A 22,645-nucleotide genomic window follows, 5' to 3' on the forward strand; every position below is an offset into this window, starting at 1 on the left:
GCATACACTCACAGTATTATTAACAAATTGCTCTGAAATATCTATTCCATAATTATGATCTCTGTACTTTCATAATTACTTCTGCAGCATGATCGCTGGCCCCTTTTCCACCCAACTTTTCTCTTAAAAGACTATAATCGTTCAGTACTTTCTCTCTTGTTTCTCCTCCCAGCATTTTATTCAGTTCGCTCACCAGATTTTTGGTAGTAAGATCATTCTGAATCAGTTCTTTTACCACTTCCCGATCCATAATCAGGTTGACCAGGGAAATGTAATTGATATTTTTTACAAGCCTTTTCGCAATCGCATAAGAGATACGGCTTCCGCGGTAGCATACTACCTCAGGAATATTCAGCAATGCGGTTTCTAAAGTGGCGGTTCCTGAAGTAACAAGCGCTGCTTTGGAACATCTCAGCAGATCATAAGTTCTGTTGGAGACAAAATGCACATTGTCATCTACATATTTCTGATAAAACTCCTTCGGAAGACTTGGAGCACCGGCAATCACAAACTGATAATTTTTAAAATGCGGCCTTACGGAAAGCATGATCTCAAGCATCTTTTCCACTTCCTGTTTTCTGGAGCCGGGAAGAAGGGCGATGATTTCTTTTTCATTCAGTCCGTTTTCTTTTCTAAAATCTTCAATACTAATGTCCTGAAGCGTAGAAATCGCATCAAGCAATGGATGTCCTACAAAGTGAGAGTGTACTCCGTGTTTTTTATAGAAATCTTCTTCAAATGGAAGAATCACCATCATTTCATCCACGTATTTTTTAATAATCTCTACTCTTCCTTCTTTCCATGCCCAAAGTTGAGGAGAAATATAATACACGACTTTAATTCCGAGCTCTTTTGCAAATTTTGCAATTCTTAAGTTAAATCCCGGATAATCAATCAGGATGAGTACATCAGGTTTATTATTCTTAATATCTTCTTTACAGAATTTGATGTTGTTTAGAATGGTTCTCAGGTTCATGGCAACTTCCAGAAACCCCATAAACGCTAGATCGCGGTAATGTTTCACCATTGTTCCGCCCTGCTTCTGCATAAGATCTCCACCCCAGAACCTGAATTCTGCATCAGGATCTTTCTGTTTAAGGGCTTTCATTAAGTTGCTTCCATGCAGATCTCCGGAAGCTTCACCTGCAATAACATAATATTTCATTTCTTTCGAAATCTTTTTTATTTGTACAACCTTCACACCATTTTTATCATGGGAGGTTATCTATGATCAAGATAGAGAACAAATTAAGTCTGGTATAGATCTAATTTGTAAATTTGCTCAAAGATAATGATAAAAATGTCAGAAGAATTTGAAATCCGAAATAAAGTTGCGGAAAGTGGTTTAATCAATTTTGACCTTACCGATCTTGTTCCGAAAGGCGTAAGAAAAGGGATTGACCTTAAAGATTTCCTGTTTATGGAAATGATTCTTAAGGAAAAGGATTTCCGCGAAAAAGTGGCAGCCATTGATGTTGAAGAATATCGTGACGCCTATGTTTATATCTATAATTCCGCAGAAGCTATTGTTCCTCTCTGGGCCTATTTTTTGTTGACAGCTAAACTGACAGATGTTACCAAAAAAATTGTTTTCGGAAACCGTGAAGATCTTGAAGTTATCCTGATGCATAATGCTATTCAGCGCTATGATTTTGATGAAATGAGAGGAAAAAGAGTTTTAGTAAAGGGTTGTTCAGATAAAGAGATCCCGGAAAATGCCTATATTGAATTGGTTGAGCAGCTAAAGCCTATTGTAAAATCTTTAATGTTTGGTGAAGCCTGTTCTAATGTGCCAATTGTAAAGAATTAATTTTTCAGAAATCTGAACATCAGGCTGCCTGTTTCTAATAATTCTAAATTTTAACAATAATTATGAAGCTTAGAAATTTTATCAGGCATATTTTTTGATAACTTTGGTTCACTTAATAATTAAATAAACACAAACATGAGTTTAATTGACCTACTTACAGGGAACACCAGCAATCAGGTTGCTGAACAGGCTGAAAATAAATTTGGAATCAGCAGAAACCAGATTATTGCTTTACTGGCAGTCGCTGCCCCTCTGATTATTTCTTATCTCAGAAACAAATCACAGGACTCCAAAGAAGCAGAAGCCCTGAACAACGCTCTGGATAAAGACCACGATGGAAGTATCCTTAATGACGCTTCACAGATCGAATCAAGACAGGCAGAAGGCGGATCTATCCTTGACCATATTTTTGGCGGGCAAAAAAGCACTGTAGAGAACCAACTTTCTCAGAATACAGGAATCTCCATTGACAAAATAGGACCAATCCTTGCCATGTTAGCTCCTGTTGTAATGGGCTATATCGGAAAAGAAAAGCAGCAGAGCAATGTAGGTGCAGGTGGTTTGGGAGATCTTTTAGGAGGAATCCTTGGAAATGCATCCAACCAGGCTCAGGCTCAACAGTCTAATCCTTTGAATGACATTTTAGGAAGTGTTTTAGGAGGAGGACAATCCCAATCTTCAGGAAGCCCGTTAAATGACATTTTAGGAAGCGTACTTGGAGGTGGAAACAACCAACAGCAAAGTGGCGGCTTAGGCAGTATCCTTGGAAATATTTTAGGAGGAAAATAATTTAATTTGTATACCTAGAAAAGGCCGGAGAAATTTCTCCGGCCTTTTTGCTTTTACGACTTTGCTTTGTTTTCAGCAGCACGTTTAGAAGATTTTCTCGGTCTTCTTTTTCCATAGCTTCCCGAATTGATCTTACCTCTTCTTGATTTTTTGTCTCCTTTTCCCATAGTAAAGTATTTTTTGATTGAAACGAATTTACAAAAAACCACTTAAAACACAGGGAATAAAGCTGTTAAAGTTTTTATAAAAGAGGGAAGATGGAAGCAGGAGGATGGAAGTTTAATACTACCCCGTTTAGCGGAAAATCTATTTATTTGGTCTGGATTAAAAGGTTGGAAATTATTTTTAGTTACAGATATTGATCATCACTATCACTTATTACTCATTACCTATTACTTATCTTCAAGCTTCATCCATCAGAATCCCTTTCCTAAACCAAAGCTATTTAAAAATTTCCCTATCCTTCAAAATCGCCACAGTCATGCTCTTTGAAAAGTGACAGAGCTTTTTGGGTGGTAAAATACCTGGATATTCTTTTGTTATTCAATTCCAGTTTCTGTCCTTCCATAACAAGCTCATAAACGGGGGCTTTATCTATCTGAGTTAAAATATAAGTTCTTTCCGGTGTTTTTAGAATCGTTTTGTTTCCCTCATTAGAGAATGAAAAATCATTGATTTCGAAAATATCTTTTTCATCGCAGACGTTGGTCCATACCATTTTATTCTTTGTCACAGATAGGCTTGCCAGATCGCATGAATAACAATTGCCAGAGAACTCTATTCCATATTTCTCATATACATTGGTACTTTTACTGTTCAATACATCAATAGGAACCAATGTTGAAAAGTCGCCCGGCAGCTCTGGGTCTGCTACTGTCTTCTTTGCCGGAATAAGTACAGCATTTGTATCTGTTTTTTTTATTTCCGCAGAATCTGTTTTATTTACTTTTCTTTCTGCAGAAGGTGAGCAGGCAGCCAGAAAAGCGATCACTACAGAAAAACTGATGATTACATTTTTCATTTTTATAAAATAATTTACAATATTTGATTTACTGTTTGTAAAATTGTCTAAAATACCCCGTTCAATATATCCCTGTTTTCAGCCATTTCTGACCTGTATGAGGCATTTTATCGGCTACTGATCTAAATTCAGCAAGGCTAACCCAGCTGAAAAACCCCTGAAACCAGCCAGTGTTTATGGAACCAAAGTCCAATATCTTTGCAGCAGTTATTTAAAAGATATACCATGAAAAAAATAAGCTTAACCCTCCTTTTTTCTTTATTAAGTGTAATAACTTTTGCACAGTCGCTGAAAGTAGTTATCAAACAGGACGGAAAAGTAATCAAGCCTGTCAATGATGTTTATGATCTGAAAAAATCAGCTTTCCAATTTGAAATTACTTCTACGGATCTTGAAGGTTTTTTAGTGGGAGCTACCACAAATAAGGATATTTACGCAGCGGCTTTAGGTGTTTACAGTGCTGAAGTTCCATGGTTTCAGAATACGGGTATGGCAGAGGAACTGTATAATAAGGACAAAGAAATGTTTTTGATGGATCAGGCACCGTCATATTGGTACTACACCGATGCTAAAGATCACAGATTTGATAAAAACCCTAAAGGCAGCTTAAAGCAATGGACGGGTACCCGCACGATTACTAGATTTTATGATGTGCTGGTAGATCAGCCTATCAATTTAAAAGATTTTGACGGGAGAGTTTATCTGTTAATGTACGAGCCTGTATATAATGACGAATATGATTTAACAGGAAAGAAAAACCTGTTCCAGGCTGCATTGAGGTTCAAAGATTAATAATAAGACACCTAATTATTTGATTTTATATAAAAAAGGTCTGCTTTTACGATGTAAGCAGACCTTTTTGTTAGATTATTCGATAATCAAACCGTATTCTATGGCCAGTTTAATGGCTGAGCTCAGATTGGCGGTTTGAAATTTTTCAATAAGATTTTTCCGGTGGCTTTCTACGGTATGCGGGCTGATAAAAAGCTTTTCTGCCATTTGATTGGTCGTAAGTCCTCTCGCGGCTTCAGCCAAAATTTCCTTTTCTCTTCTGGTAAGTTTCGGAACCTGACTCAATCCGTCCGGTGATTTTTTCTCCAAAACAGACCTTGTCTGCGAGCATAAAAACTGTTGACCGGTATAAACGGTATTAATACCTTCCAAAATTTCGGAAACTGAAGCATTTTTCTGAATGTATCCCAAAGCACCCTCCGCCAAAGTACTGTTGATTACAGGCAGTTCATTGTGAACGCTGAGCATGATAATCTGAAGGCGTTCGTATTTTTTCGTTAAAGGTTTGATGAGTTCAATACTGTTGGTATCTGCCAGATTAATATCCAGAAGCAAAATATCGACAGCCTGTTTTGCCAGACCTTCATTCATTTCTGAAACGTTTCTGAAGCAATCTACCACATCTATGGTATCACTGTTTCCTAAAATATTCTTCAGCCCTTCCAATAGAAGCGGATGATCGTCTGTTATAGCTACTTTTATCATGTTTAATGAATAGGTATTTGAAGTTCTATGCTGGTGCCAATATTCAGTTCGGACCTGATGTTCATCGTTCCTTTTAAAAACTGAACTCTTGACTCTATATTATGGAAACCGGCTGTTTTTCTCACATCTAAACTGGCTGGATCAAAACCTTTGCCGTTGTCCTCTACTGTGAGATTTAAAATATTCTCTTCTTCACTGATCTGAATAATAATTTCTGAAGTTTCAGCATGTTTTATGGCATTGTTGACCAATTCCTGAATAATCCTGTACAGGATCAGCTGCTTTTCTTCTGATATTGAATTGGTGTAACCGATCAATTCAGTATGGATGTCTAACGCACTGTTGGACATGCGGGAAGCAAACTCTTTAATGGCTGTTTCCAGACCGTATTTCATGAGTAAATCGGGCATTAAATTATGTGCGACCCGTCTCAATTCTTCTACGGCGCCATCAATCTGGGTAATTGATTTTGAAATTCCTTCTTCTATATTTCCGTATTGATGGGGACTCAAAGAGGACAACTGAAGTTTGGTTCCTGAAAGTAAACCTCCCAGTCCGTCATGAAGATCACGAGCCAGACGGCCACGCTCCTGTTCCTGCCCTTCCAGCAATGCCGTAAGTGTTGATATTTTTGAATTCTGCTTTTCTTTTTCCATGGCCAGAGCATGCAGTTCATCTCTTTGCTTCAGTGAATTCGCCCTTTGTTTATAGGCATACAGCAATAAGATGATCAGAACAATGGAAACCACAATAAAAATAATATAGTAAGTACTGATCTTTTCTTTGAAGGCTAACAGCTTTTTATAGTTGTTGATGTCGTTGTTCTTTTGCCTTGTTTCTAATTTTGCCAAACGAAGCTGTTGTGCTCTTTTTTCGGATTCAAGCTCTGAAAATTTCAGCCGTTCCCGTTGATTTTCTTCTACCAGTTTTAAGTTGTTATAAACCTGTTCACGCTGTGCTCTAAGGATGTTGATTAACCTGATCTGCTGTGCCTTTTTATCACTCTCCAGCTGCAGTTTTATATATTTCTGTTCCTGCCGTTCTTTCTCAAACTGCGATTCCAGCCTTTTGGTTATATCCAGTTTTTCCTGATCGTAAACGCTTTTGTATTTATCTACATAACTTTTATAATAAACCAAAGCTTCTTTGTAATTACCCTGCTCTTCGCTGATTTGGGACAGAGATTCAAGAATTGACAGTTCTATATTGTGATCTCTCACAGGGCTTTTACCAATTTCCATGGAAGCCTTCAGAAAGTAAGATTTAGCTAAATCATAATTTTTATCCTGTATGGCCAGCTCTGCCAGAATTCCAAATGAAGAGGCAATATGGATGGCATCGCCGGTTTCCAGACTTACCTTGTTTGCTAATTGGGCATATTTCATTGCCTTTTCTTTGTCAAAACTGGTGTACAAGTTGGCTAAATTGATGGCTGCATAGGAAAGATTACTCTTATTGGGCATCACATCCTTGCTTTTGTTGAAAGTGGTAACCGCCTGCAGATAGTACTGCTCTGCCTTATTTCTCCAGTCAATATTTGATGGACTCTGCACATATTTTTGCTCGTACACGTAACCCATCCGCATATACGCATCGAAGATAAGATTGGGATCATTCTGTTTGGATGCCAGCACCAGAAACTGTTTGCTGTATTTTTCTTCCAGCTGGTATTCATTCAGGTTAGAATAAATGGTGGACAATTCTTTAACTACGGTAGCAAATCTTCCATACAGAGTAGAAGTTGTTGGTGAATTTTCGTAATAGTCGATAGATTTCAGGTAAGCGGCAACGGCATCGGTCGTTTTATTGTTACGTACTAAAACCCATCCTTTTGCATATTCAAAATAACCTTTAGCTTCTTTATTATCTGTTTTTAAGCTATATATTTTTGCCAGGTCCAGACTTTTTGACGATTCAGCTTCTTTATTGTCTAGCCTGTAATTCATCGCCTGAACAGCATATAGAATGGTGGCATACTTTCCATCAGCCTGTTTTATTGCGACGGGAATATTGGCTTTTAAAATCCGGTATGACTGATCTTTGTCATTATGTAGAAATAATGCTTTGGCGTATTTGGGAGCCAGATTTAACCGTTCTGTTGTTTTATCTGAAGCATTGTTATATTCCTTTTCCAATCTGCTTACAGCATCCTGTGCCTGAGCAAAAAACGGAAAAACCAGTACAATCCATATAAATAACAACCTGTGCATCAAATCCTTATCTCTATTAAATTTTATTATCGTAAAGAATGTAAATATAGGCAAAATACCCGTGATCTATTTCTGAGCCATGTTCTTGGGTGAAAGATTCCTGCCTTTCCGCTTCTTCACTTCAAAAATCATTCTGAGCAGTCCGTCGTTTTAGAAATTTTAAGGCAGCTATTAACTCTTAGGTCATCTATTTTTTCATAAGTTGTAGCTGTTTCCCTTGTTTCACCATAGTAAAAGCCATGGTTTCTGCTGGTTTAAAAATCTTTACAGGTGCTTCACAGGTTCCTGACTGTCTTATACTATCAACTTCCATTTCTATCCGGTTGACTTCCGTTAAATAATATCTTCCGTATATTTCAGTAAAGCAGTCGTTTCCACATTCCCAGCTATCATAACTTTCAAATTTTTCGTCATCCAAAAAGTTGATTGCGTGAAAATTGAAAATCAAAGCAGTGTCTATTCTTGGTGACAGATCATAAGTTTTCTCACCATCCGGCTTAATAAGTCCGCCTGCATCAACAATCCAATGCGTATTTTTCAGATCATTCGGAACATTTGTTTTTTTTCGTTCAGGATCTTTGCAGCTAAAGGTCATAACCAAAATGAGGCACAAAAATGGGAAAACAAAAGTATTTTTCATAGCTTTATTGATCTATTTACTCTGTATAATCAAATTTTGTGTTTAATTTTTCAAAGGCGATTTCCTTCTGAATGAGCTTTTCAAGTTCGTCAAAAGTCAGCAGACCTTCTGCTTCAAATTCGCGGCCATTCGGTGCTTTGTAGGTATATTCAAAAATATCACGTTGATAAATCCCTTCTAATATTTCAATCTGATTAGATGTTAAATATTTACGGTGGGTTCTCAGCTGATTGTGTAAATTCTTTTTGATTTCGTCTTCAGAATCCCCTTCAAACATAGAATATTCATCCATTTCGGTTAAAGATTCCAGAAGCTGTCTGAAGATAAAATCCTGTAGGTTTTTGGCTAAAATTTCAGCTTCAGAATCGTCATGTGGAAAAAAAGTAACCGGAATTTCACCATTGACTTCCATATCCAATTGAAAAACATACAAATCGCCGGCTCCATTTTTCGCAAAAGGAACCATTTTGTATATGGGATTGATATCGTAGATTTCGTGGTTAATGATTTCCCTGATTGCGCCAGGGTAAGCCACCGGATCCCAGATTTCAATATCATTCCCAAACAGAAGCAAAGGCGGATTTTCCTTTAGAGTGGGAAAAACATGGGTGTACCAACCGCTTCCTTCCGTACCCCAATCAAGCATTTTATCATCGTATAATTGCCTGTAAAGCGCAGGGTAGGTAAAATTAAATTCTTTTTCTAAATCTTGAAAAGTGGTCATTCTTATACTATTTTGTTTATTGATTTTTATACAATATAACTTTTTATTTTGTCCAGTGAGACGACAATCCTGCCAAGATCAACTATTACTTTTACAGCTTCTTCTTCACTCAGTTTTATTTTGTTACTGTTTTTACCCATTGTTTATTACTGTGTGTTTGTTCGAAATAAGAATTTTTCATTTTAATCCGGGGTGAAAAAGAAAGCTATAAAAGTTATAAAAATTAATGTCTATCTAAGGGTGAATAGCCGGCATTAACTATAATGAAGTACTGCCAGAGGTTTTACCGCTTTATTTTCTAATAAAAATTGAGTTTAAAGGTATTAAAAGAGGATGAATGAAGATATCCCTGATAATAGTGGTTTTTTATGCATTGGTTGAAATCCTTTCAATAATTCATTTCTTTTCTGGCTTCTTTTAATATTTTTTCAGCTTTCAGCCTTATCTCTTTGGGCAATAAGCTGAAGTTGGTATCTTTTACTTCACGATACTGATCTTCTTCCTGAAACGGGATCCAGCCGGTAATTTTTGATTTTGATAATGTTTTACCACCCATATTCGTGTAAATAATCACCTTAAGAGGTTTTGCTTCCAGACCGTCTGATTCTTCAAAATAAGTAAGATAAAACTCAGGGAAACCATTCTTGTCGGCATCACCTATTTCACAGAAATTGATCAGATATCTGGGCTGGGCCAGACCTTGTGAAAAGTCTTTAAAGGTTACCTGTGGAATTAATCCGCCATGATCTTCCAGAAAAATACCCGCGTGTAAATCTTTTGGATTCTCCCCTAAATAAGTGGGACTTTTAGCTTTGCTTTCGTTCAGAAACCAAATATAACTTCCATTGTTAGGGACAAATGCCTGCACAATCATCACCGGATTTCCTGATAATGGATTTCCAACCTCATCAATAATCTCCTTGTATTTTTTATCTGAAGAAAAATATACTCCTGTCCGCATTTGGGCAAAAGATAGTACACTTACAATACAAGCGCCAACAGGTAAAAGCTTTCTAAAAATCATAGTCTAATGTTTTTTCAATGTATTATTTAACCTCAGTTCGGAATAAAAAATCTGATGGATGCAGGTTTGAAGCTGGATGATGGAAGAGGGAAGTTTTGAAAGTCATTAAGAACAAATATTGATCTGTTTTTATTTAATTTGATTTTCTGGTAGCTTTCAATATGTATAACTAAAAGTAATTTCCAGCCTCCTTCTTCCATCTTCCAACCTTTTACCTTTTAACTCCTTAACCCGAATTCTCCGGTTATTTAATTCTCTTTGTATTCTTTTCCTGAAGCAATGTCAATATAGTAATAAATGGTTTGCCCTGAATTAAGCTTAACACTCACCTGTCCGTCCGAATTAATGGAGGTATAACTTTTTGATCCTATACTTTTCTTATTCTTGTTGTCATAAAGTGTATACAATCCGTTTTCCTCTTTTTGAAGTGTATAGATCTGTTTTTCTGTATCCAGAACCGAGATCGCATGATACTCTGGCCTGATCTCCCAGGCCTTGTCATGACTATTCCACAAGCCCATGGTTCTCCGTTGTTTTTCGTCTTCAACCCGAATCAGATACAGGTTATTCATCCCTTGATAAGAGTTTATCTTTCCGAATTTCCAGTTTTTGTTTTTGTTATTGAACTGATTGGGTAAAATCATTTTTCTGTCGGGCCAGACCAGGTTTCCGACCTGATCCAGAACCTTGAAATTATACGTATCAATAGAATCTGTAACATTTCCTTGGGTATCAATATAAAGCCAGTCGTACGCCCAGATATCATGATCATAATTAAAAACACCAAGCAAAAAATAAGGTGAATTCGTTATGGAGTACACCAGAGAAGTTTTCTTTATAAAATCGATCTGTGAAGCCGTGGCCTTTGTAATTTCTTTTGGGAATGCCTTTTCATATTGTGGAAAAGGGTAAACCTCATCGTTTCTGTTATCTGCTAAAAGCTTAGGAACTTCCGGGTTATATCGTTCTTTATTGACCTCATTCAGCATTATGGTTTCCTTTCCAAACCGCATTAAAAGTGTTTCAGTTCCTTTCAGCCCGCTGTGAATTGGTTTTTTCTGATCCAAAACATACATTGAAAAAGTTGCATTGGAAGCTTTGATAAAGCGTTTATTTTCCAGTAATTCAGCAATATTCTGCTCCGTTTTATGTAAACGGCCTTGTTTGATTTCGTAAAGGGCTTCGTTCCAGAAAACATGGCTTTCATCTACCGAAACAAAATTCAGGTAATAACTATCCTCCAGATACGGAATGTCTTTATCAAGTAAGATTTGTTTCGTTTCTACAACTCCGATCTCAATTTTATGATACGTTTGTTCTTTCTTGATACCCCCTCCTAAGATATTCCAATCCCACTTCCAGGCAGGCATTTTCTTTTCGTATTCAATATCTTTTTTATAAAATGTAAGTCCGTTTACTACATTTAGACCGATTGGGATGGCTGAAAAATCCAGAACTGTTTTTCCATTTTCGTCTATAACAGCATATTCATTTTTTTCATTTTCAACAACGGCAAAACCTGTAGAAGTAAATATGGACGCACTCCGGAATTTTTGATTGCTAACAGGTTTCAGACTTGTTTTATCCACATAAATAAAATCATTCTGCTTCGTTAAAAACGGAACATTGTTTATGGTTTTTGTTTTTGAAGGAATTAACTGAGAATTATCTTTTTTTTCCTGTGTACAGGCTGCCACTGAAGCCAGCATACAAAAGATACTAAATAGGGTTATTTTCATGCTTCAAAATTCTATTCATCTGAGTAATCAATATTAGAGAGAATTGAAGCATAAGACAATCCCGGTTATCAGCCATATTTCAGGTGGGACAAAAAATAAAAAACGGCTGTCAATATGTATTAACAACCGTTTTCCCTGTTTTAATTTAAAAAATATATTGAGCTTAAACTATCATCTTAATCTTTAAAAACTTTCCTCCTTCTGTCTTACTCATACTTTCACCATTTTCCATTTTCCTTTTTTGAACAGAATAAAAGCGACAATCGTAATTAAAGTTTCGGCTGCCGGAATAGATATAAAGACGCCTTTCGGTCCCATTTCCATATGTTTCGAAAGAAAATAGGCCAGCGGAATCTGAAACAGCCAGAATCCGAAAAAATTCACCCATGTTGGTGTCCAGGTATCTCCCGCTCCGTTAAATGCATTGATCATGACCATTCCTATTCCATAGAAAATAAAGCCGGTACTCATGATGTGTAGTGCATTTTTAGCAAAAGCCTTAATTTCGGTTTCCTGGGTAAAAAATCCTACCAGAAAATCTCCCAACAGGAAAAAAATGAGACTTACTGCCAGCATGAAGATGACGTTATACTTTACGGTTTTCATCACAGACTGTTCTGCTCTCAGCATTTCCCCGGCTCCCATATTCTGTCCCACCAGCGTAGACGCTGCATTACTCAGCCCCCAGGCCGGAAGCATAAAGAACATCATCAGCCTCAAAGCCGTCTGATAACCTGCGGAAGCATCTTCTCCACCCGTGGTAGCAACCAGTTGGGCAAGAAAAATCCAGCTGCATGAAGCAATCACAAACTGAAAAATCCCGGGTGTTGCAATTTTCACAATAGATTTTATCAGCTCAAACTGTGGCTTAAAATAAGACAGCCTGATTCTGATCTGGGTATCTGCAATTAAAAGATGATAGAGCTGATAAATAACCCCGATACTTCTTCCGATTGTAGTAGCCAGAGCTGCTCCTGTCAGTCCCATAGCAGGAATAGGCCCGAAACCTTTAATCAGTACCGGACACAGGATAATATTGGCAATATTGGCAATCCAGAGGGATTTCATGGCAATGGCAGCATTTCCAGCGCCTCTGAAAATCCCGTTGATCAGAAACAAAAGCATAATAATCACACTGCTTCCCATCATAATCCTTGTGAAATCCTTTCCATAAGCTGCAGCTTCCGGTTTTGAACCCATCAGAATTAAGATTTCTTCGGCAAAGACCACACCCAGTATGCTCAGAATAAAAGTAACAGCAAATGATACCAACAGAACCTGTGCCCCACTCCTGGATGCCTTCTCCGGATTTTTTTCACCAATTCTTCGGGCTACCAAAGCAGTTGCCGCCATACTCATCCCAATCGCAATGGAGTACATCACAGAAAGTACAGATTCTGTAAGGCCAACCGTCTGTATTGCATAGCCGCTTTCTTTTAAATGGCCTACAAAATACAGGTCAACCAGTGCAAAAACAGATTCCATCGCCATTTCCAGCATCATTGGGATGGCTAAAAGAAGTACAGCACTTCTTATGTCTGCTTTTGTATAGTCTGCCTCCTCTCCGCTTAATGCTTTTTTAATAAAACTGATATATTTTGACATGCTGCCGGATTTATTTTAAGCAAAAATATTGATTCAAAACTGAATGATACTTAGCATATGAAAAGTTTTTAAAGAATACTTTTTTATTATCCAAAAATAAAACAACAACAATTTATTATCGTAATACAATAAATATTTATACATTAACAACTGTTCCAAAATAGAGAATACCTCCTATTCATTGCTGTCACTGGCCATTAAAATGAACAGTAAGGAAGTCTTTCAAAAACTCTTAGAAGAAAAGGCTAATCTGGAGAGTGTCTGTGACGGTAAAACCCCATTGATGTTCGCTGCAAAATATGGGAATACAGAAATGGCAAAAAAACTTCTGGCAGCAGGAGCCCAAAAAAATACTAAAACAGAAAGAGGATACACCGCTCTGGATTATGCAAAGAAATATGACGAACCAGAGGTCATCAAAATTTTAGAATAAATTGATTTACATCACCTATATTGTACCCGGATAACGAACATCCGGGAATTTTTATATATGCGATTCATCTGGATTATACATCATATGATCAAAAATTCCCCCATTAGGCACATATCTGTTAAAGTTTCCTTAAAAAGAAAATCTACAATTATAATATTTCCATAAAAAAAGCGTTTTGTGTAGCATATAACCTGTTTAACTCCCTAGATTTGGGAAAAATTAAAACCATGAAAAAAAACATTACAGCATTTCTTGCGCTTCTGTTTTTCGCCAGCTATCAAGGCCAAACGAAAATTGACAATCTGAATTTTGAAAATAATGAAAATAACCTTCCGAAATCATGGACTATTATTGATGGAGGAAAATCAACGATCTCGATAGATGGAAAGGAAAAATATGAAGGAAAATATTCTGTTTTGGCAGAAGCTCCGGAAAAAGCTGATATGGTAGGCATGATGCGTATTCTTCCTGAAAATTATGCCGGAAAGAAAATTACTATTTCCGGCTATATCAAAACAGAAAATGTAACTGAAGGGTTTGCCGGATTCTGGATGCGCATCGATCCGAAAATAGGATTCAATAATATGCAGGATAAAGGCATCAAAGGCACTACACCCTGGACGAAATACGAAACCACCCTTGATCTGTCTCCTGCAGAAACCAAAAAGATCTTCATCGGTACACTTTTAACAGGTAAAGGGAAAGCCTGGTTTGATGATATTAAAATTACCATAGACGGCAAAGATATCCAGGAAGCGGCCGTTTTCCAGAAAAAACAATTCAATGCCGATCTTGATAAAGAATTTGACAATGGCTCCAAAATCAGCAGTATTGATCTAAGCAAAAAGAATCTTGATAATTTAAAGAACCTTGGCCTCATTTGGGGATATTTAAAATATTACCATCCCAATGTTGCTGAAGGAAAATACAACTGGGATTATGAGCTTTTCAGAATCCTTCCAAAAATCAGCGGAACCTCAGCACAGGAGAGAGACAAAATCCTTACAGAATGGATTAAAGGACTGGGAACTTTTCAGACTGAAAAAATAGCTATTGATTCCAAAAACGTAAAGATCACTCCGGATCTGAACTGGATTACCAATTCAGGATTTTCAAAAGAACTTTCTGATCTTCTTCTCCAGCTAAAAGATGCTAAAAGGCCTAAAGCCAATTATTATCTGGATTTCTATGAAGGGGTAGGAAATCCTGATTTTGAGCGTGAAAAACCTTATGAGAACAGTACATATCCTGATGCAGGCTTCCGTCTTCTTTCCCTGTACAGATACTGGAATATCATTCAATATACTTTTCCGTACAAAAATCTTATCCAGGAAGACTGGAAAGGGGTTTTATCTGAATTTATTCCGAAGTTTGCAGATTCCAAAAATGAAACAGAGTATACGCTTTCCACTTTAGAAATCATTGCAAGAATCCATGACACTCATGCCAATGTATGGGGAGCTAATAAAGCCCTGGAAAAACACTTTGGAGCAAGGTATTCTCCTGTAAAGCTTGTATTTGCCGAAAATAAAGCGGTAGTAAATGGTTTTCACAATGATCAATTGGGCGCTGAGACAGGATTACAGACCGGAGATATTATCACCGAAGTCAATGGAAAGTCTGTTGCCCAAATCGTAAAAGAGATGCTGAAACTTACTCCGGCATCCAACTATCCTACCCAGCTCAGAGATATTGCCAAAAAACTTCTAAAAAGCAATGTAGAGACCGTAACCGTTAAAATTTCAAGAAACGGAAAATCAGAAAGCAAAACGATAAAAACCTATGAATTTAAGGATCTGAATCCTAAAAAAGAGACGAGAGAGTTCTTTAAAATGCTGGATGATAAAACGGGTTATTTCTTTATGGGAAGCTCAGACAGCAAAAAACTTCCGGAAATTTTCGAGCAGATGAAAGGTACGAAAGGGATTGTCATTGATTTCAGAAGCTATCCGCCTGATTTCGTTGTATTCTCTATGGGAAAACTGCTGAAGCAGAATTCTACCGATTTTGTAAAATTTACCCAAACTACCAATCAGATGCCAGGTCTATTCACCTTTACTCCAAATCTTGCAGTAGATGGGAATGGTGCTGATTATTATAAGGGAAAAATCGCCATCCTGATCAATGAAACTACCCAGAGCAGTGCTGAATATCATACTATGGCCTTCAGAACAGCTCCTACTGCCAAGGTTTTCGGATCTACAACTGCCGGTGCAGACGGAAATGTTTCGAGAATTCTTCTTCCGGGAAATATCAGCACCATGATCAGCGGTATCGGCATCTATTATCCGGATGGAAAAGAAACCCAGAGAATAGGAATTGTTCCCGATGTAGAAGTAAAACCTACTGTTGAGGGAATCAAAAATAATAAAGATGAGGTGCTGGACAAAGCACTTGAATGGATCAAAAGCTGATCTTAAAGTCTTTGAGACCAATTTTGAGGCTGCACGCTTCATTTTACCACAAAACAAATTCAAAAAACTTCCGAAAGGGAGTTTTTTTGTTTATAAAACTTTCAAAAATCCTATCTTTGCACCCTGAATTCAAAGTCCGATAATCAAACTCTGAAAAACCAGACTTTGAATCTTAATCATTGAACTTTAAACAAATAATTATGTTTCGATCACACACCAACGGAGAATTATCTCTGAAAAATCTAAATGAAGAAGTTACACTTTCAGGATGGGTACAGACTATCCGTGATAAAGGATTTATGATTTGGATAGATCTTCGGGATCGTTACGGAATTACCCAGCTGGTTTTGGACCAGGAGCGTTCTTCTGCGCAGCTGATGGAAGAGGCTAAAAAATTAGGCCGGGAATTTGTGATTCAGGTTACCGGAAAAGTAATTGAAAGAGTAAGCAAAAACCCTAATATTCCGACAGGAGAAATTGAGATTTTAGTTGAAAAACTGTCAATCCTTAATGACTCTCAGCTTCCCCCATTCACTATTGAAGATGAAACAGACGGCGGCGAGGAACTGAGAATGAAATACCGTTATCTGGATATCAGAAGAGCACCGGTAAGAGATAAACTGATCTTCCGTCACAAAATGGCTCAGAAGGTTAGAAATTACCTTTCAGACGAAGGATTCATTGAAGTGGAAACACCAGTACTGATCAAATCTACTCCGGAAGGAGCGAGAGACTTTGTGGTGCCGAGCAGAATGAATCCGGGACAGTTTTATGCCCTTCCGCAATCTCCACAGACATTCAAACAGCTTCTGATGGTAGGCGGTATGGATAAATATTTCCAGATCGTAAAATGTTTCCGTGATGAGGATTTAAGAGCGGACAGACAGCCGGAATTTACACAGATCGACTGTGAAATGGCTTTCGTGGAGCAGGAAGACGTTATGAATGTTTTTGAGGGAATGACCAAAACCCTTTTAAAAGATATTACAGGAAAAGAGTTCGGAGATTTCCCAAGAATGACTTTTGCCGATGCGATGAGAAAATACGGAAACGATAAACCGGACATCCGTTTCGGAATGGAATTCGTAGAGCTGAACGAACTGGTAAAAGGAAAAGATTTTAAAATATTTGATGAAGCTGAGCTTGTTGTAGGAATCAATGTAGAGGGATGTGCAGAGTATACAAGAAAACAGATCGATGAGCTTGTTGACTGGGTAAAACGTCCGCAGATCGGAGCTTCAGGAATGGTTTGGGCGAAATTCCAGAATGACGGTGTGAAAACATCATCGGTAAACAAATTCTATAACGAAGAAGATTTAACGAAGATTATCGAGAAATTCGGAGCTAAGGAAGGCGATTTAATGCTAATCTTATCCGGAAATGAAAATAAGGTAAGAGCTCAGCTTTCTGCTTTAAGAATGGAGCTTGGAAACCGTTTGGGATTAAGAAAAGGAAATGAATTCGCTCCACTTTGGGTTGTAGACTTCCCACTTCTGGAATGGGACGAGGAAACCGGAAGATACCACGCGATGCACCACCCTTTCACTTCTCCTAAACCTGAAGATACTCATTTGATTGAAACTGATCCCGGTAAAGTAAGAGCCAACGCTTACGATATGGTTCTTAACGGAAACGAAATCGGAGGAGGTTCTATCAGAATTTTCGACAAAGACCTTCAGTCTAAAATGTTTGACCTTTTAGGATTCACCAAAGAGGAAGCAGAAGCACAGTTCGGATTCCTGATGAATGCATTCAAATACGGAGCACCTCCTCACGGTGGTTTAGCATTCGGATTTGACCGTTTAGTGGCGATCCTTGACGGAAATGAAGTAATCAGAGATTATATTGCATTCCCTAAGAATAATTCAGGTCGTGATGTGATGATTGATGCTCCGGCTTCCATTGCAGAAGCACAGCTGGATGAATTGGAAATTAAGCTGAATTTAAAAGCATAAACCTTATCAAAAAACAGTTAATTTGTTGGTTTAATATAAAAACCAACAAATTAACTTTCTTTCTTCATTAAAAAGAAATGAATATAAAGCTAAAACATTACAATGAATTAGACGGTGTAAGAGCAGTTGCCGTTATCATGGTAATGTTTTTTCATTTTTTTCAGAATATTGACAGCTCCAGCTCTATCATAAAGCTTAGCCTTTTCGGAAAAACAGGTGTTTCGTTATTTTTTGTATTATCAGGATTTCTCATTACCCGGATATTACTGAATACCAAAGAAAAGACATCTTATTTCAAATCATTTTATACAAGGAGAGCCCTAAGAATATTCCCTCTATATTTTTTATTTCTTTTCATCTATTATTTTATTTTTCCGTTGGTTTCGGATTGGCATTTAGCCAGTTTCTCCGAACAAATCTGGTACTGGACTTTTACACAGAATTTTGCTATGACCTTTGGATGGGATAATTTTGGCCCTAATTATTACTGGTCTTTGGCTGTAGAAGAACACTTTTATCTGTTCTGGCCGTTAATTCTCTATTATTGTCCGATAAAAAAGATTAAATGGACCGTTTTATTCCTTTGCATCCTTTCTTTTTTAACAAGGGTTATTCTTATTAAAAATAATATTGAAGAATCTCTATTTACTTTCGCAAGATTAGATGAGCTGGCTCTGGGTTCATTTCTGGCCATCCTGGAACGGGAGAATAAATTAATAAGCAGCAACTCAAAAAAATTCTTTGCAGCTTTTATCATATCATTGTTTCCTTTATTCTACCTTACTTTTAAAAATGGTTCCTACTCTCTGCTCGATAATAGTATAAGGCATCTAGTACTTGGGCTTGTCTATACAAGTTTTGTGGCTTTCATCGTATCTGTTGATTCAAAAAACAGGATAAAACAACTCCTCAACACTCATTTATTCAGCTTTACAGGGAAGATAAGCTATGGACTTTACGTTTACCATCCCACCTGTTTTTTAATCATTCATTACTATTTAAAAAATACCAGCATTATCCTCAGCTTTATTTTAAGCTTTGGATTGGCCTATATTATTTCCATATTGAGCTACTATTTTTTTGAAAAAAGATTTTTAAAACTGAAAAATAAATTTCCCAACTAGACTTTATTCAAGTAAAAATCTCCCTATACAAAAAGATACTTCAGAACTGCCAGAATACCCGCTAAAATGTTGATCTTGAAAATGTCTTCAGTTCTATTAAAAGAAAGTTCCGTTTACAGGAAATTTACTTCATTTTCAAAATCTCCTCTCTCCCCGGTCCGGTAGAAAGATAAGCCACAGGGATTTTCAGTTCCTCTTCCAGAAAGGAAATAAATTCTTTTAATTCATCCGGTAATTCTGAAATTCTTTTTATTGCCTTAACATCGGCATCCCAGCCTTTCAGCCATTTAAGGACAGGTTTTATATTTTCAGAAAGCCTGCCTGAAACGGACTCCATGCTTCCGTTTTCCAGTTCATAATGAGTACAAATAGCGACTGACTTCATTCCGCTCAAAACATCTGCCTTTGTAAGAACCAGCTGGGTAACTCCGCCGACCATCACAGCATATTTCAAAGCAGGAAGGTCAAGCCAGCCTATTCTTCTGGGCCGTCCTGTATTGGAACCGAACTCATGGCCTATAGTTCTTATTTTTTCTCCCTCTTCATTAAAGATCTCCGTTGGAAATACTCCGTTTCCTACTCTTGTACAATAGGCTTTAGCAATACCATAGATCTCACCGACTTTTTTCGGGGAAACACCCAATCCACTGCATGCCCCTGCTGCCGTAGTTGAGGAAGAGGTAACGTAAGGATAAGTTCCATGATCAATGTCCAACATTACTGCCTGGGAGCCCTCTGCCAAGATCTTTTTCCCTTCAGATAAAGCATTATTCAGATAGATTTCCGTATCTGTGCATCTGAATTTCTTAAGAAAATCCACTGCATCAAAAAATTCGCTGCTGATCTCTTCAATAGAAGGCAATATCATATCTCCTCCGGCAAGAAATCTGTAATCTCTTTTTAAGATTTGCTCTGTTCTATTTTTAAAATCCTGGGAATACATATCTTCCACCCTTAAGTTCTGTCTTAAAATCTTGTTGGAATACGCCTGTGCAATGCCGTTTTTGGTAGTTCCTATCGTAGTATAATCCGGATTTCCCTCCATAAAAACATCCAGAAGCTTATGGGTCGGAAGTACGAAATGGGCCTTTCGGGAGATAACCAGATTGTTTTCCGGGTGAATGCTTTCATCAAATAACTGCAGATTCAAAATCTCTTTTTTCAGGCTTACCGGGTCTAAAACTACCCCCGTTCCGACAACATTCTGTAATCCCTTCATAAAAATCCCCGAAGGAATTGATTTAAGGGTGATTCTTTTGCCATTTCTCTCAATGCTGTGCCCTGCGTTCGCTCCACCGTTAAAACGTGCTGTAATGTTGTAGTTTTCGCTGATGAGGTCTATAAACTTTCCTTTTCCTTCATCTCCCCACTGCAATCCTAATACAATATCCATATTTAAAATTTTATGGTACAAAGCTATGATCGTTATAAAAGGCGGCCATTGTCATTTGGCAAAAAAGTTCTTTTTAAGAAGAAAGCCGGAAGAGGGAGGATGAAAGTTACAAATACTATACCTTCGGAATGTCTATTTAAAGAATATTTCTTCTTATCCTGCTTAATGAAGAAGGAGTAATTCCGAGATAGGAAGCCAGCATGGATTGAGGAACCCTGTTCGCAAGGCCCGGATAATGTTCCAGAAAATGGATATACCGGGATTTTGCATTCAGATTGAGCATGGTACTGGCTACTTTAAGCTTATTTTCGGCAACAAAGGCATGAAGCTTTGAAAAAAGAACAGGCCATGCTGAAATTTCATTTTCCAACATTTTAAAATGATCAAAATTGATCTCCAACAGAACGGCATCTGTGATAGCTTCAATATATTCATTGGACGGAACCTGATCGGCAAATCCGTGAAAATCTCCGATAAACCGGCCTTCATAAATAAAAAAACGGGTAAAATCATCACCTTGCTTATTATAATATAAAGAACGGAATACACCCTCTTTCACAAAAGCAATCTTACGACTGACTTTTCCGGCTTCTACGAAAACATCACCTTTCTGAATGACCGTTTCCTGAAGCCCTTCAACGATCAGCTGTTCTTCTCTTTCATTCAGTATTCCGAATTTCCGGATATAATTCAACAATTCTTTCATATTAAAAAAGAGTCCTTTGGAAATTTAAAGGTAGAAAAAACCGCTGTAAAAGCCATTGCCATTTGGCAATAAAGGATAGAAAATGTACCACACGCGCTTTCATCGGCATGCTAATTGATTGATTTTTAAAAACGTAAGACAATGAAAGCAATTTGGAATGGCGCCATTGGCTTCGGTTTAGTAAATATTCCCGTTAAAATTTACTCCGCCACCGAAACCAGCAAACTGGACCTCGATATGCTCGACAAATCTGACTTTTCTAACATCAAATTCAAAAGAGTAAATGAAAATACGGGAAAAGAAGTGAAATGGGAAAACATTGTAAAAGGTTATCTCATGGATGATCAGTACATCGTTCTGAACGATGAAGACTACGCAGCAGCAAATCCGGAAAAAACAAAGATACTTTCCATAGACCAGTTTGTAAAGGAAGATGAGGTAGACAGTGTTTATTTTGAAACCCCTTATTATCTGGAGCCACAGAAAAATGGTGAAAATGCTTACAGGCTTCTGCTGAAAGCTCTTGAAGAAACCGGAATGGCCGGGATAGGAACTTTTGTGCTTCGTGAAAGTGAGGCCATCGGACTTATCCGTCCGTATAATGATGACATCCTTGTTCTGAATCGTCTGAGGTTTGATCAGGAAATCAGAGATTACGCGGACCTGAAAATACCTGCTAAAAAAACTCCAAAGCCTGCCGAGCTGAAAATGGCCGTAAGCCTTATCAAGCAGCTTTCACAGGATTTTGATCCTCAAATGTATAAAGACACCTATTCTGATGAGCTGATGAAGATCATTAAGCAGAAAGCAAAAGGTAAAAATATAAAAGCTCCAAAAGCTGAACCTGCCAAAGAAGGCAAAGTGATTGACCTGATGGCTCAGCTAAAAGCAAGTTTACAGCATTCTAAATCTAAATCCGCATCCTGATGGCTCTTAAAGATTATCACAACAAAAGAAAGTTCGATGAAACCAGCGAACCGAAAGGAAAAACAAAAAAAAGCATAGACAAACTTATTTTTGTAGTTCAGAGACATGCCGCAACGCGACTTCATTATGATTTCAGACTGGAAATGGAAGGCGTACTGAAAAGCTGGGCTGTTCCGAAAGGACCTTCGCTCGATCCGAAAGATAAACGTCTTGCGATGATGGTTGAGGATCATCCCTATGATTACAAAGACTTTGAAGGCAATATTCCGGAAGGTAATTACGGTGCCGGACAGGTAGAAGTCTGGGACAGCGGGACCTACGAACCTCTGGAAGAAAACTCTAAACTGTCTGATGAAAAGGAGCTGTTAAAAGAACTTCACGCCGGTTCGTTAAAATTTATTTTGCACGGAAAAAAACTGAAGGGTGAGTTTGCCCTCGTTAAAATGAAAAACACAGAAGACAATGCTTGGCTGCTGATTAAACATAAAGATGAATTTGCAGAGAGTTCTTATGATGCGGAAGACAACACCTCACCCAAATCTTTGGTAACGAAATTTTTAGAGGAAAAAAAAAGCCTAAAAAACAACGGAAGAAAGAAGTCATAACTTCAGAAAAAAGCTTCAGAAACTTTAAT

Annotated in this window: 21 protein-coding genes; 9 read left to right on the forward strand and 12 right to left on the reverse strand. The window is 37.6% G+C overall.

The annotated features are described in order from the left end of the window. Positions 1 to 52: 52 nt before the first annotated feature. The gene (gene lpxB / locus FW768_RS12585; protein ID WP_153395914.1) at positions 53 to 1,165 is read right to left on the reverse strand and encodes a lipid-A-disaccharide synthase; all 1,113 of its coding nucleotides are present in this window, start codon (positions 1,163 to 1,165) and stop codon (positions 53 to 55) included. A 135-nt stretch (positions 1,166 to 1,300) separates the two neighbouring features. On the opposite strand from lpxB, the gene FW768_RS12590 reads away from it, so the two are divergent. Both FW768_RS12590 and FW768_RS12595 read left to right on the forward strand, forming a co-directional pair. Continuing rightward, positions 1,301 to 1,810, forward strand: coding sequence for a DUF2480 family protein (locus tag FW768_RS12590; protein WP_062702342.1), 510 nt, complete (start codon positions 1,301 to 1,303; stop codon positions 1,808 to 1,810). 135 nt (positions 1,811 to 1,945) lie between these two features. Next, positions 1,946 to 2,599, forward strand: coding sequence for a DUF937 domain-containing protein (locus FW768_RS12595; protein ID WP_153395916.1), 654 nt, complete (start codon positions 1,946 to 1,948; stop codon positions 2,597 to 2,599). 53 nt (positions 2,600 to 2,652) lie between these two features. Here the strand turns inward: FW768_RS12595 and FW768_RS12600 are convergent, their stop codons facing one another. Both FW768_RS12600 and FW768_RS12605 read right to left on the reverse strand, forming a co-directional pair. Further along, positions 2,653 to 2,766, reverse strand: coding sequence for a 30S ribosomal protein THX (locus FW768_RS12600; protein WP_082377253.1), 114 nt, complete (start codon positions 2,764 to 2,766; stop codon positions 2,653 to 2,655). A gap of 290 nt (positions 2,767 to 3,056) precedes the next feature. Then, complete coding sequence (locus FW768_RS12605; protein ID WP_153395918.1) at positions 3,057 to 3,620, reverse strand: hypothetical protein; 564 nt, start codon at positions 3,618 to 3,620, stop codon at positions 3,057 to 3,059. 225 nt (positions 3,621 to 3,845) lie between these two features. On the opposite strand from FW768_RS12605, the gene FW768_RS12610 reads away from it, so the two are divergent. Next, complete coding sequence (locus tag FW768_RS12610) at positions 3,846 to 4,412, forward strand: hypothetical protein (protein WP_153395920.1); 567 nt, start codon at positions 3,846 to 3,848, stop codon at positions 4,410 to 4,412. Between the two features lie 75 nt (positions 4,413 to 4,487). On the opposite strand, the gene FW768_RS12615 is transcribed toward FW768_RS12610, so the two are convergent. The 7 genes from FW768_RS12615 to FW768_RS12645 form a co-directional block, all read right to left on the reverse strand. Then, on the reverse strand, positions 4,488 to 5,117 hold the full coding sequence (locus FW768_RS12615) for a response regulator transcription factor (RefSeq protein WP_153395922.1): 630 nt from the start codon (positions 5,115 to 5,117) through the stop codon (positions 4,488 to 4,490). Positions 5,118 to 5,119: 2 nt separating this feature from the next. Continuing rightward, positions 5,120 to 7,327 carry a tetratricopeptide repeat-containing sensor histidine kinase gene (locus FW768_RS12620; protein ID WP_153395924.1) on the reverse strand — a complete coding sequence of 736 codons (2,208 nt, stop codon included), beginning with the start codon at positions 7,325 to 7,327 and terminating at the stop codon, positions 5,120 to 5,122. A gap of 187 nt (positions 7,328 to 7,514) precedes the next feature. Next, a complete protein-coding gene (locus FW768_RS12625) occupies positions 7,515 to 7,967 on the reverse strand; it encodes a hypothetical protein (protein ID WP_153395926.1) in 453 nt (150 codons plus the stop codon). A 16-nt stretch (positions 7,968 to 7,983) separates the two neighbouring features. Beyond that, entirely contained in the window at positions 7,984 to 8,691 is a 708-nt protein-coding gene (locus FW768_RS12630) for an SMI1/KNR4 family protein (RefSeq protein ID WP_153395928.1), read from the reverse strand. Between the two features lie 388 nt (positions 8,692 to 9,079). Then, positions 9,080 to 9,715 (reverse strand): hypothetical protein, encoded by a 636-nt coding sequence (locus FW768_RS12635; protein WP_153395930.1) that lies wholly within the window; start codon positions 9,713 to 9,715, stop codon positions 9,080 to 9,082. Between the two features lie 248 nt (positions 9,716 to 9,963). Further along, on the reverse strand, positions 9,964 to 11,454 hold the full coding sequence (locus tag FW768_RS12640) for a hypothetical protein (protein ID WP_153395932.1): 1,491 nt from the start codon (positions 11,452 to 11,454) through the stop codon (positions 9,964 to 9,966). Positions 11,455 to 11,664: 210 nt separating this feature from the next. Next, positions 11,665 to 13,059, reverse strand: coding sequence for an MATE family efflux transporter (locus tag FW768_RS12645; RefSeq protein WP_153395934.1), 1,395 nt, complete (start codon positions 13,057 to 13,059; stop codon positions 11,665 to 11,667). Positions 13,060 to 13,201: 142 nt separating this feature from the next. Here FW768_RS12645 and FW768_RS12650 point away from each other — a divergent pair, with 142 nt between their 5' ends. The 4 genes from FW768_RS12650 (at position 13,202) to FW768_RS12665 (ending at position 18,985) form a co-directional block, all read left to right on the forward strand. Continuing rightward, positions 13,202 to 13,492 carry an ankyrin repeat domain-containing protein gene (locus tag FW768_RS12650; protein ID WP_394349976.1) on the forward strand — a complete coding sequence of 97 codons (291 nt, stop codon included), beginning with the start codon at positions 13,202 to 13,204 and terminating at the stop codon, positions 13,490 to 13,492. Positions 13,493 to 13,719: 227 nt separating this feature from the next. Further along, positions 13,720 to 15,906 carry a S41 family peptidase gene (locus tag FW768_RS12655; protein ID WP_153395938.1) on the forward strand — a complete coding sequence of 729 codons (2,187 nt, stop codon included), beginning with the start codon at positions 13,720 to 13,722 and terminating at the stop codon, positions 15,904 to 15,906. Between the two features lie 200 nt (positions 15,907 to 16,106). Continuing rightward, a complete protein-coding gene (aspS, locus tag FW768_RS12660; RefSeq protein WP_153395940.1) occupies positions 16,107 to 17,861 on the forward strand; it encodes an aspartate--tRNA ligase in 1,755 nt (584 codons plus the stop codon). 77 nt (positions 17,862 to 17,938) lie between these two features. Continuing rightward, entirely contained in the window at positions 17,939 to 18,985 is a 1,047-nt protein-coding gene (locus FW768_RS12665; protein WP_153395942.1) for an acyltransferase family protein, read from the forward strand. 124 nt (positions 18,986 to 19,109) lie between these two features. Here FW768_RS12665 and FW768_RS12670 read toward each other — a convergent pair whose 3' ends face one another. Both FW768_RS12670 and FW768_RS12675 read right to left on the reverse strand, forming a co-directional pair. Next, positions 19,110 to 20,378: an adenylosuccinate synthase gene (locus FW768_RS12670; RefSeq protein ID WP_153395944.1), complete on the reverse strand. Its 1,269-nt coding sequence runs from the start codon at positions 20,376 to 20,378 to the stop codon at positions 19,110 to 19,112. Between the two features lie 136 nt (positions 20,379 to 20,514). Continuing rightward, positions 20,515 to 21,084, reverse strand: a complete 570-nt coding sequence (locus FW768_RS12675; protein ID WP_153395946.1) for a Crp/Fnr family transcriptional regulator — start codon at positions 21,082 to 21,084, stop codon at positions 20,515 to 20,517. Positions 21,085 to 21,225: 141 nt separating this feature from the next. On the opposite strand from FW768_RS12675, the gene ku reads away from it, so the two are divergent. After that, a complete protein-coding gene (ku, locus tag FW768_RS12680) occupies positions 21,226 to 22,011 on the forward strand; it encodes a non-homologous end joining protein Ku (protein WP_153395948.1) in 786 nt (261 codons plus the stop codon). Then, positions 22,011 to 22,616: a DNA polymerase ligase N-terminal domain-containing protein gene (locus tag FW768_RS12685; RefSeq protein WP_153395950.1), complete on the forward strand. Its 606-nt coding sequence runs from the start codon at positions 22,011 to 22,013 to the stop codon at positions 22,614 to 22,616. Before ku ends, FW768_RS12685 begins: the two co-directional genes overlap by 1 nt. Positions 22,617 to 22,645: the final 29 nt, after the last annotated feature.

Origin of the sequence: Chryseobacterium vaccae (assembly GCF_009602705.1) — a bacterium.
In the GTDB taxonomy this organism is placed as follows: Bacteria; Bacteroidota; Bacteroidia; order Flavobacteriales; family Weeksellaceae; genus Chryseobacterium; species Chryseobacterium vaccae.

Bases quoted from the DNA above. Each gene is read 5' to 3' on its own strand.
- lpxB (WP_153395914.1), bottom strand. From the start codon at position 1,165: ATGAAATATTATGTTATTGCAGGTGAAGCTTCCGGAGATCTGCATGGA.
- FW768_RS12590 (WP_062702342.1), top strand. From the start codon at position 1,301: ATGTCAGAAGAATTTGAAATCCGAAATAAAGTTGCGGAAAGTGGTTTA.
- FW768_RS12595 (WP_153395916.1), top strand. From the start codon at position 1,946: ATGAGTTTAATTGACCTACTTACAGGGAACACCAGCAATCAGGTTGCT.
- FW768_RS12600 (WP_082377253.1), bottom strand. From the start codon at position 2,766: ATGGGAAAAGGAGACAAAAAATCAAGAAGAGGTAAGATCAATTCGGGA.
- FW768_RS12605 (WP_153395918.1), bottom strand. From the start codon at position 3,620: ATGAAAAATGTAATCATCAGTTTTTCTGTAGTGATCGCTTTTCTGGCT.
- FW768_RS12610 (WP_153395920.1), top strand. From the start codon at position 3,846: ATGAAAAAAATAAGCTTAACCCTCCTTTTTTCTTTATTAAGTGTAATA.
- FW768_RS12615 (WP_153395922.1), bottom strand. From the start codon at position 5,117: ATGATAAAAGTAGCTATAACAGACGATCATCCGCTTCTATTGGAAGGG.
- FW768_RS12620 (WP_153395924.1), bottom strand. From the start codon at position 7,327: ATGCACAGGTTGTTATTTATATGGATTGTACTGGTTTTTCCGTTTTTT.
- FW768_RS12625 (WP_153395926.1), bottom strand. From the start codon at position 7,967: ATGAAAAATACTTTTGTTTTCCCATTTTTGTGCCTCATTTTGGTTATG.
- FW768_RS12630 (WP_153395928.1), bottom strand. From the start codon at position 8,691: ATGACCACTTTTCAAGATTTAGAAAAAGAATTTAATTTTACCTACCCT.
- FW768_RS12635 (WP_153395930.1), bottom strand. From the start codon at position 9,715: ATGATTTTTAGAAAGCTTTTACCTGTTGGCGCTTGTATTGTAAGTGTA.
- FW768_RS12640 (WP_153395932.1), bottom strand. From the start codon at position 11,454: ATGAAAATAACCCTATTTAGTATCTTTTGTATGCTGGCTTCAGTGGCA.
- FW768_RS12645 (WP_153395934.1), bottom strand. From the start codon at position 13,059: ATGTCAAAATATATCAGTTTTATTAAAAAAGCATTAAGCGGAGAGGAG.
- FW768_RS12655 (WP_153395938.1), top strand. From the start codon at position 13,720: ATGAAAAAAAACATTACAGCATTTCTTGCGCTTCTGTTTTTCGCCAGC.
- aspS (WP_153395940.1), top strand. From the start codon at position 16,107: ATGTTTCGATCACACACCAACGGAGAATTATCTCTGAAAAATCTAAAT.
- FW768_RS12665 (WP_153395942.1), top strand. From the start codon at position 17,939: ATGAATATAAAGCTAAAACATTACAATGAATTAGACGGTGTAAGAGCA.
- FW768_RS12670 (WP_153395944.1), bottom strand. From the start codon at position 20,378: ATGGATATTGTATTAGGATTGCAGTGGGGAGATGAAGGAAAAGGAAAG.
- FW768_RS12675 (WP_153395946.1), bottom strand. From the start codon at position 21,084: ATGAAAGAATTGTTGAATTATATCCGGAAATTCGGAATACTGAATGAA.
- ku (WP_153395948.1), top strand. From the start codon at position 21,226: ATGAAAGCAATTTGGAATGGCGCCATTGGCTTCGGTTTAGTAAATATT.
- FW768_RS12685 (WP_153395950.1), top strand. From the start codon at position 22,011: ATGGCTCTTAAAGATTATCACAACAAAAGAAAGTTCGATGAAACCAGC.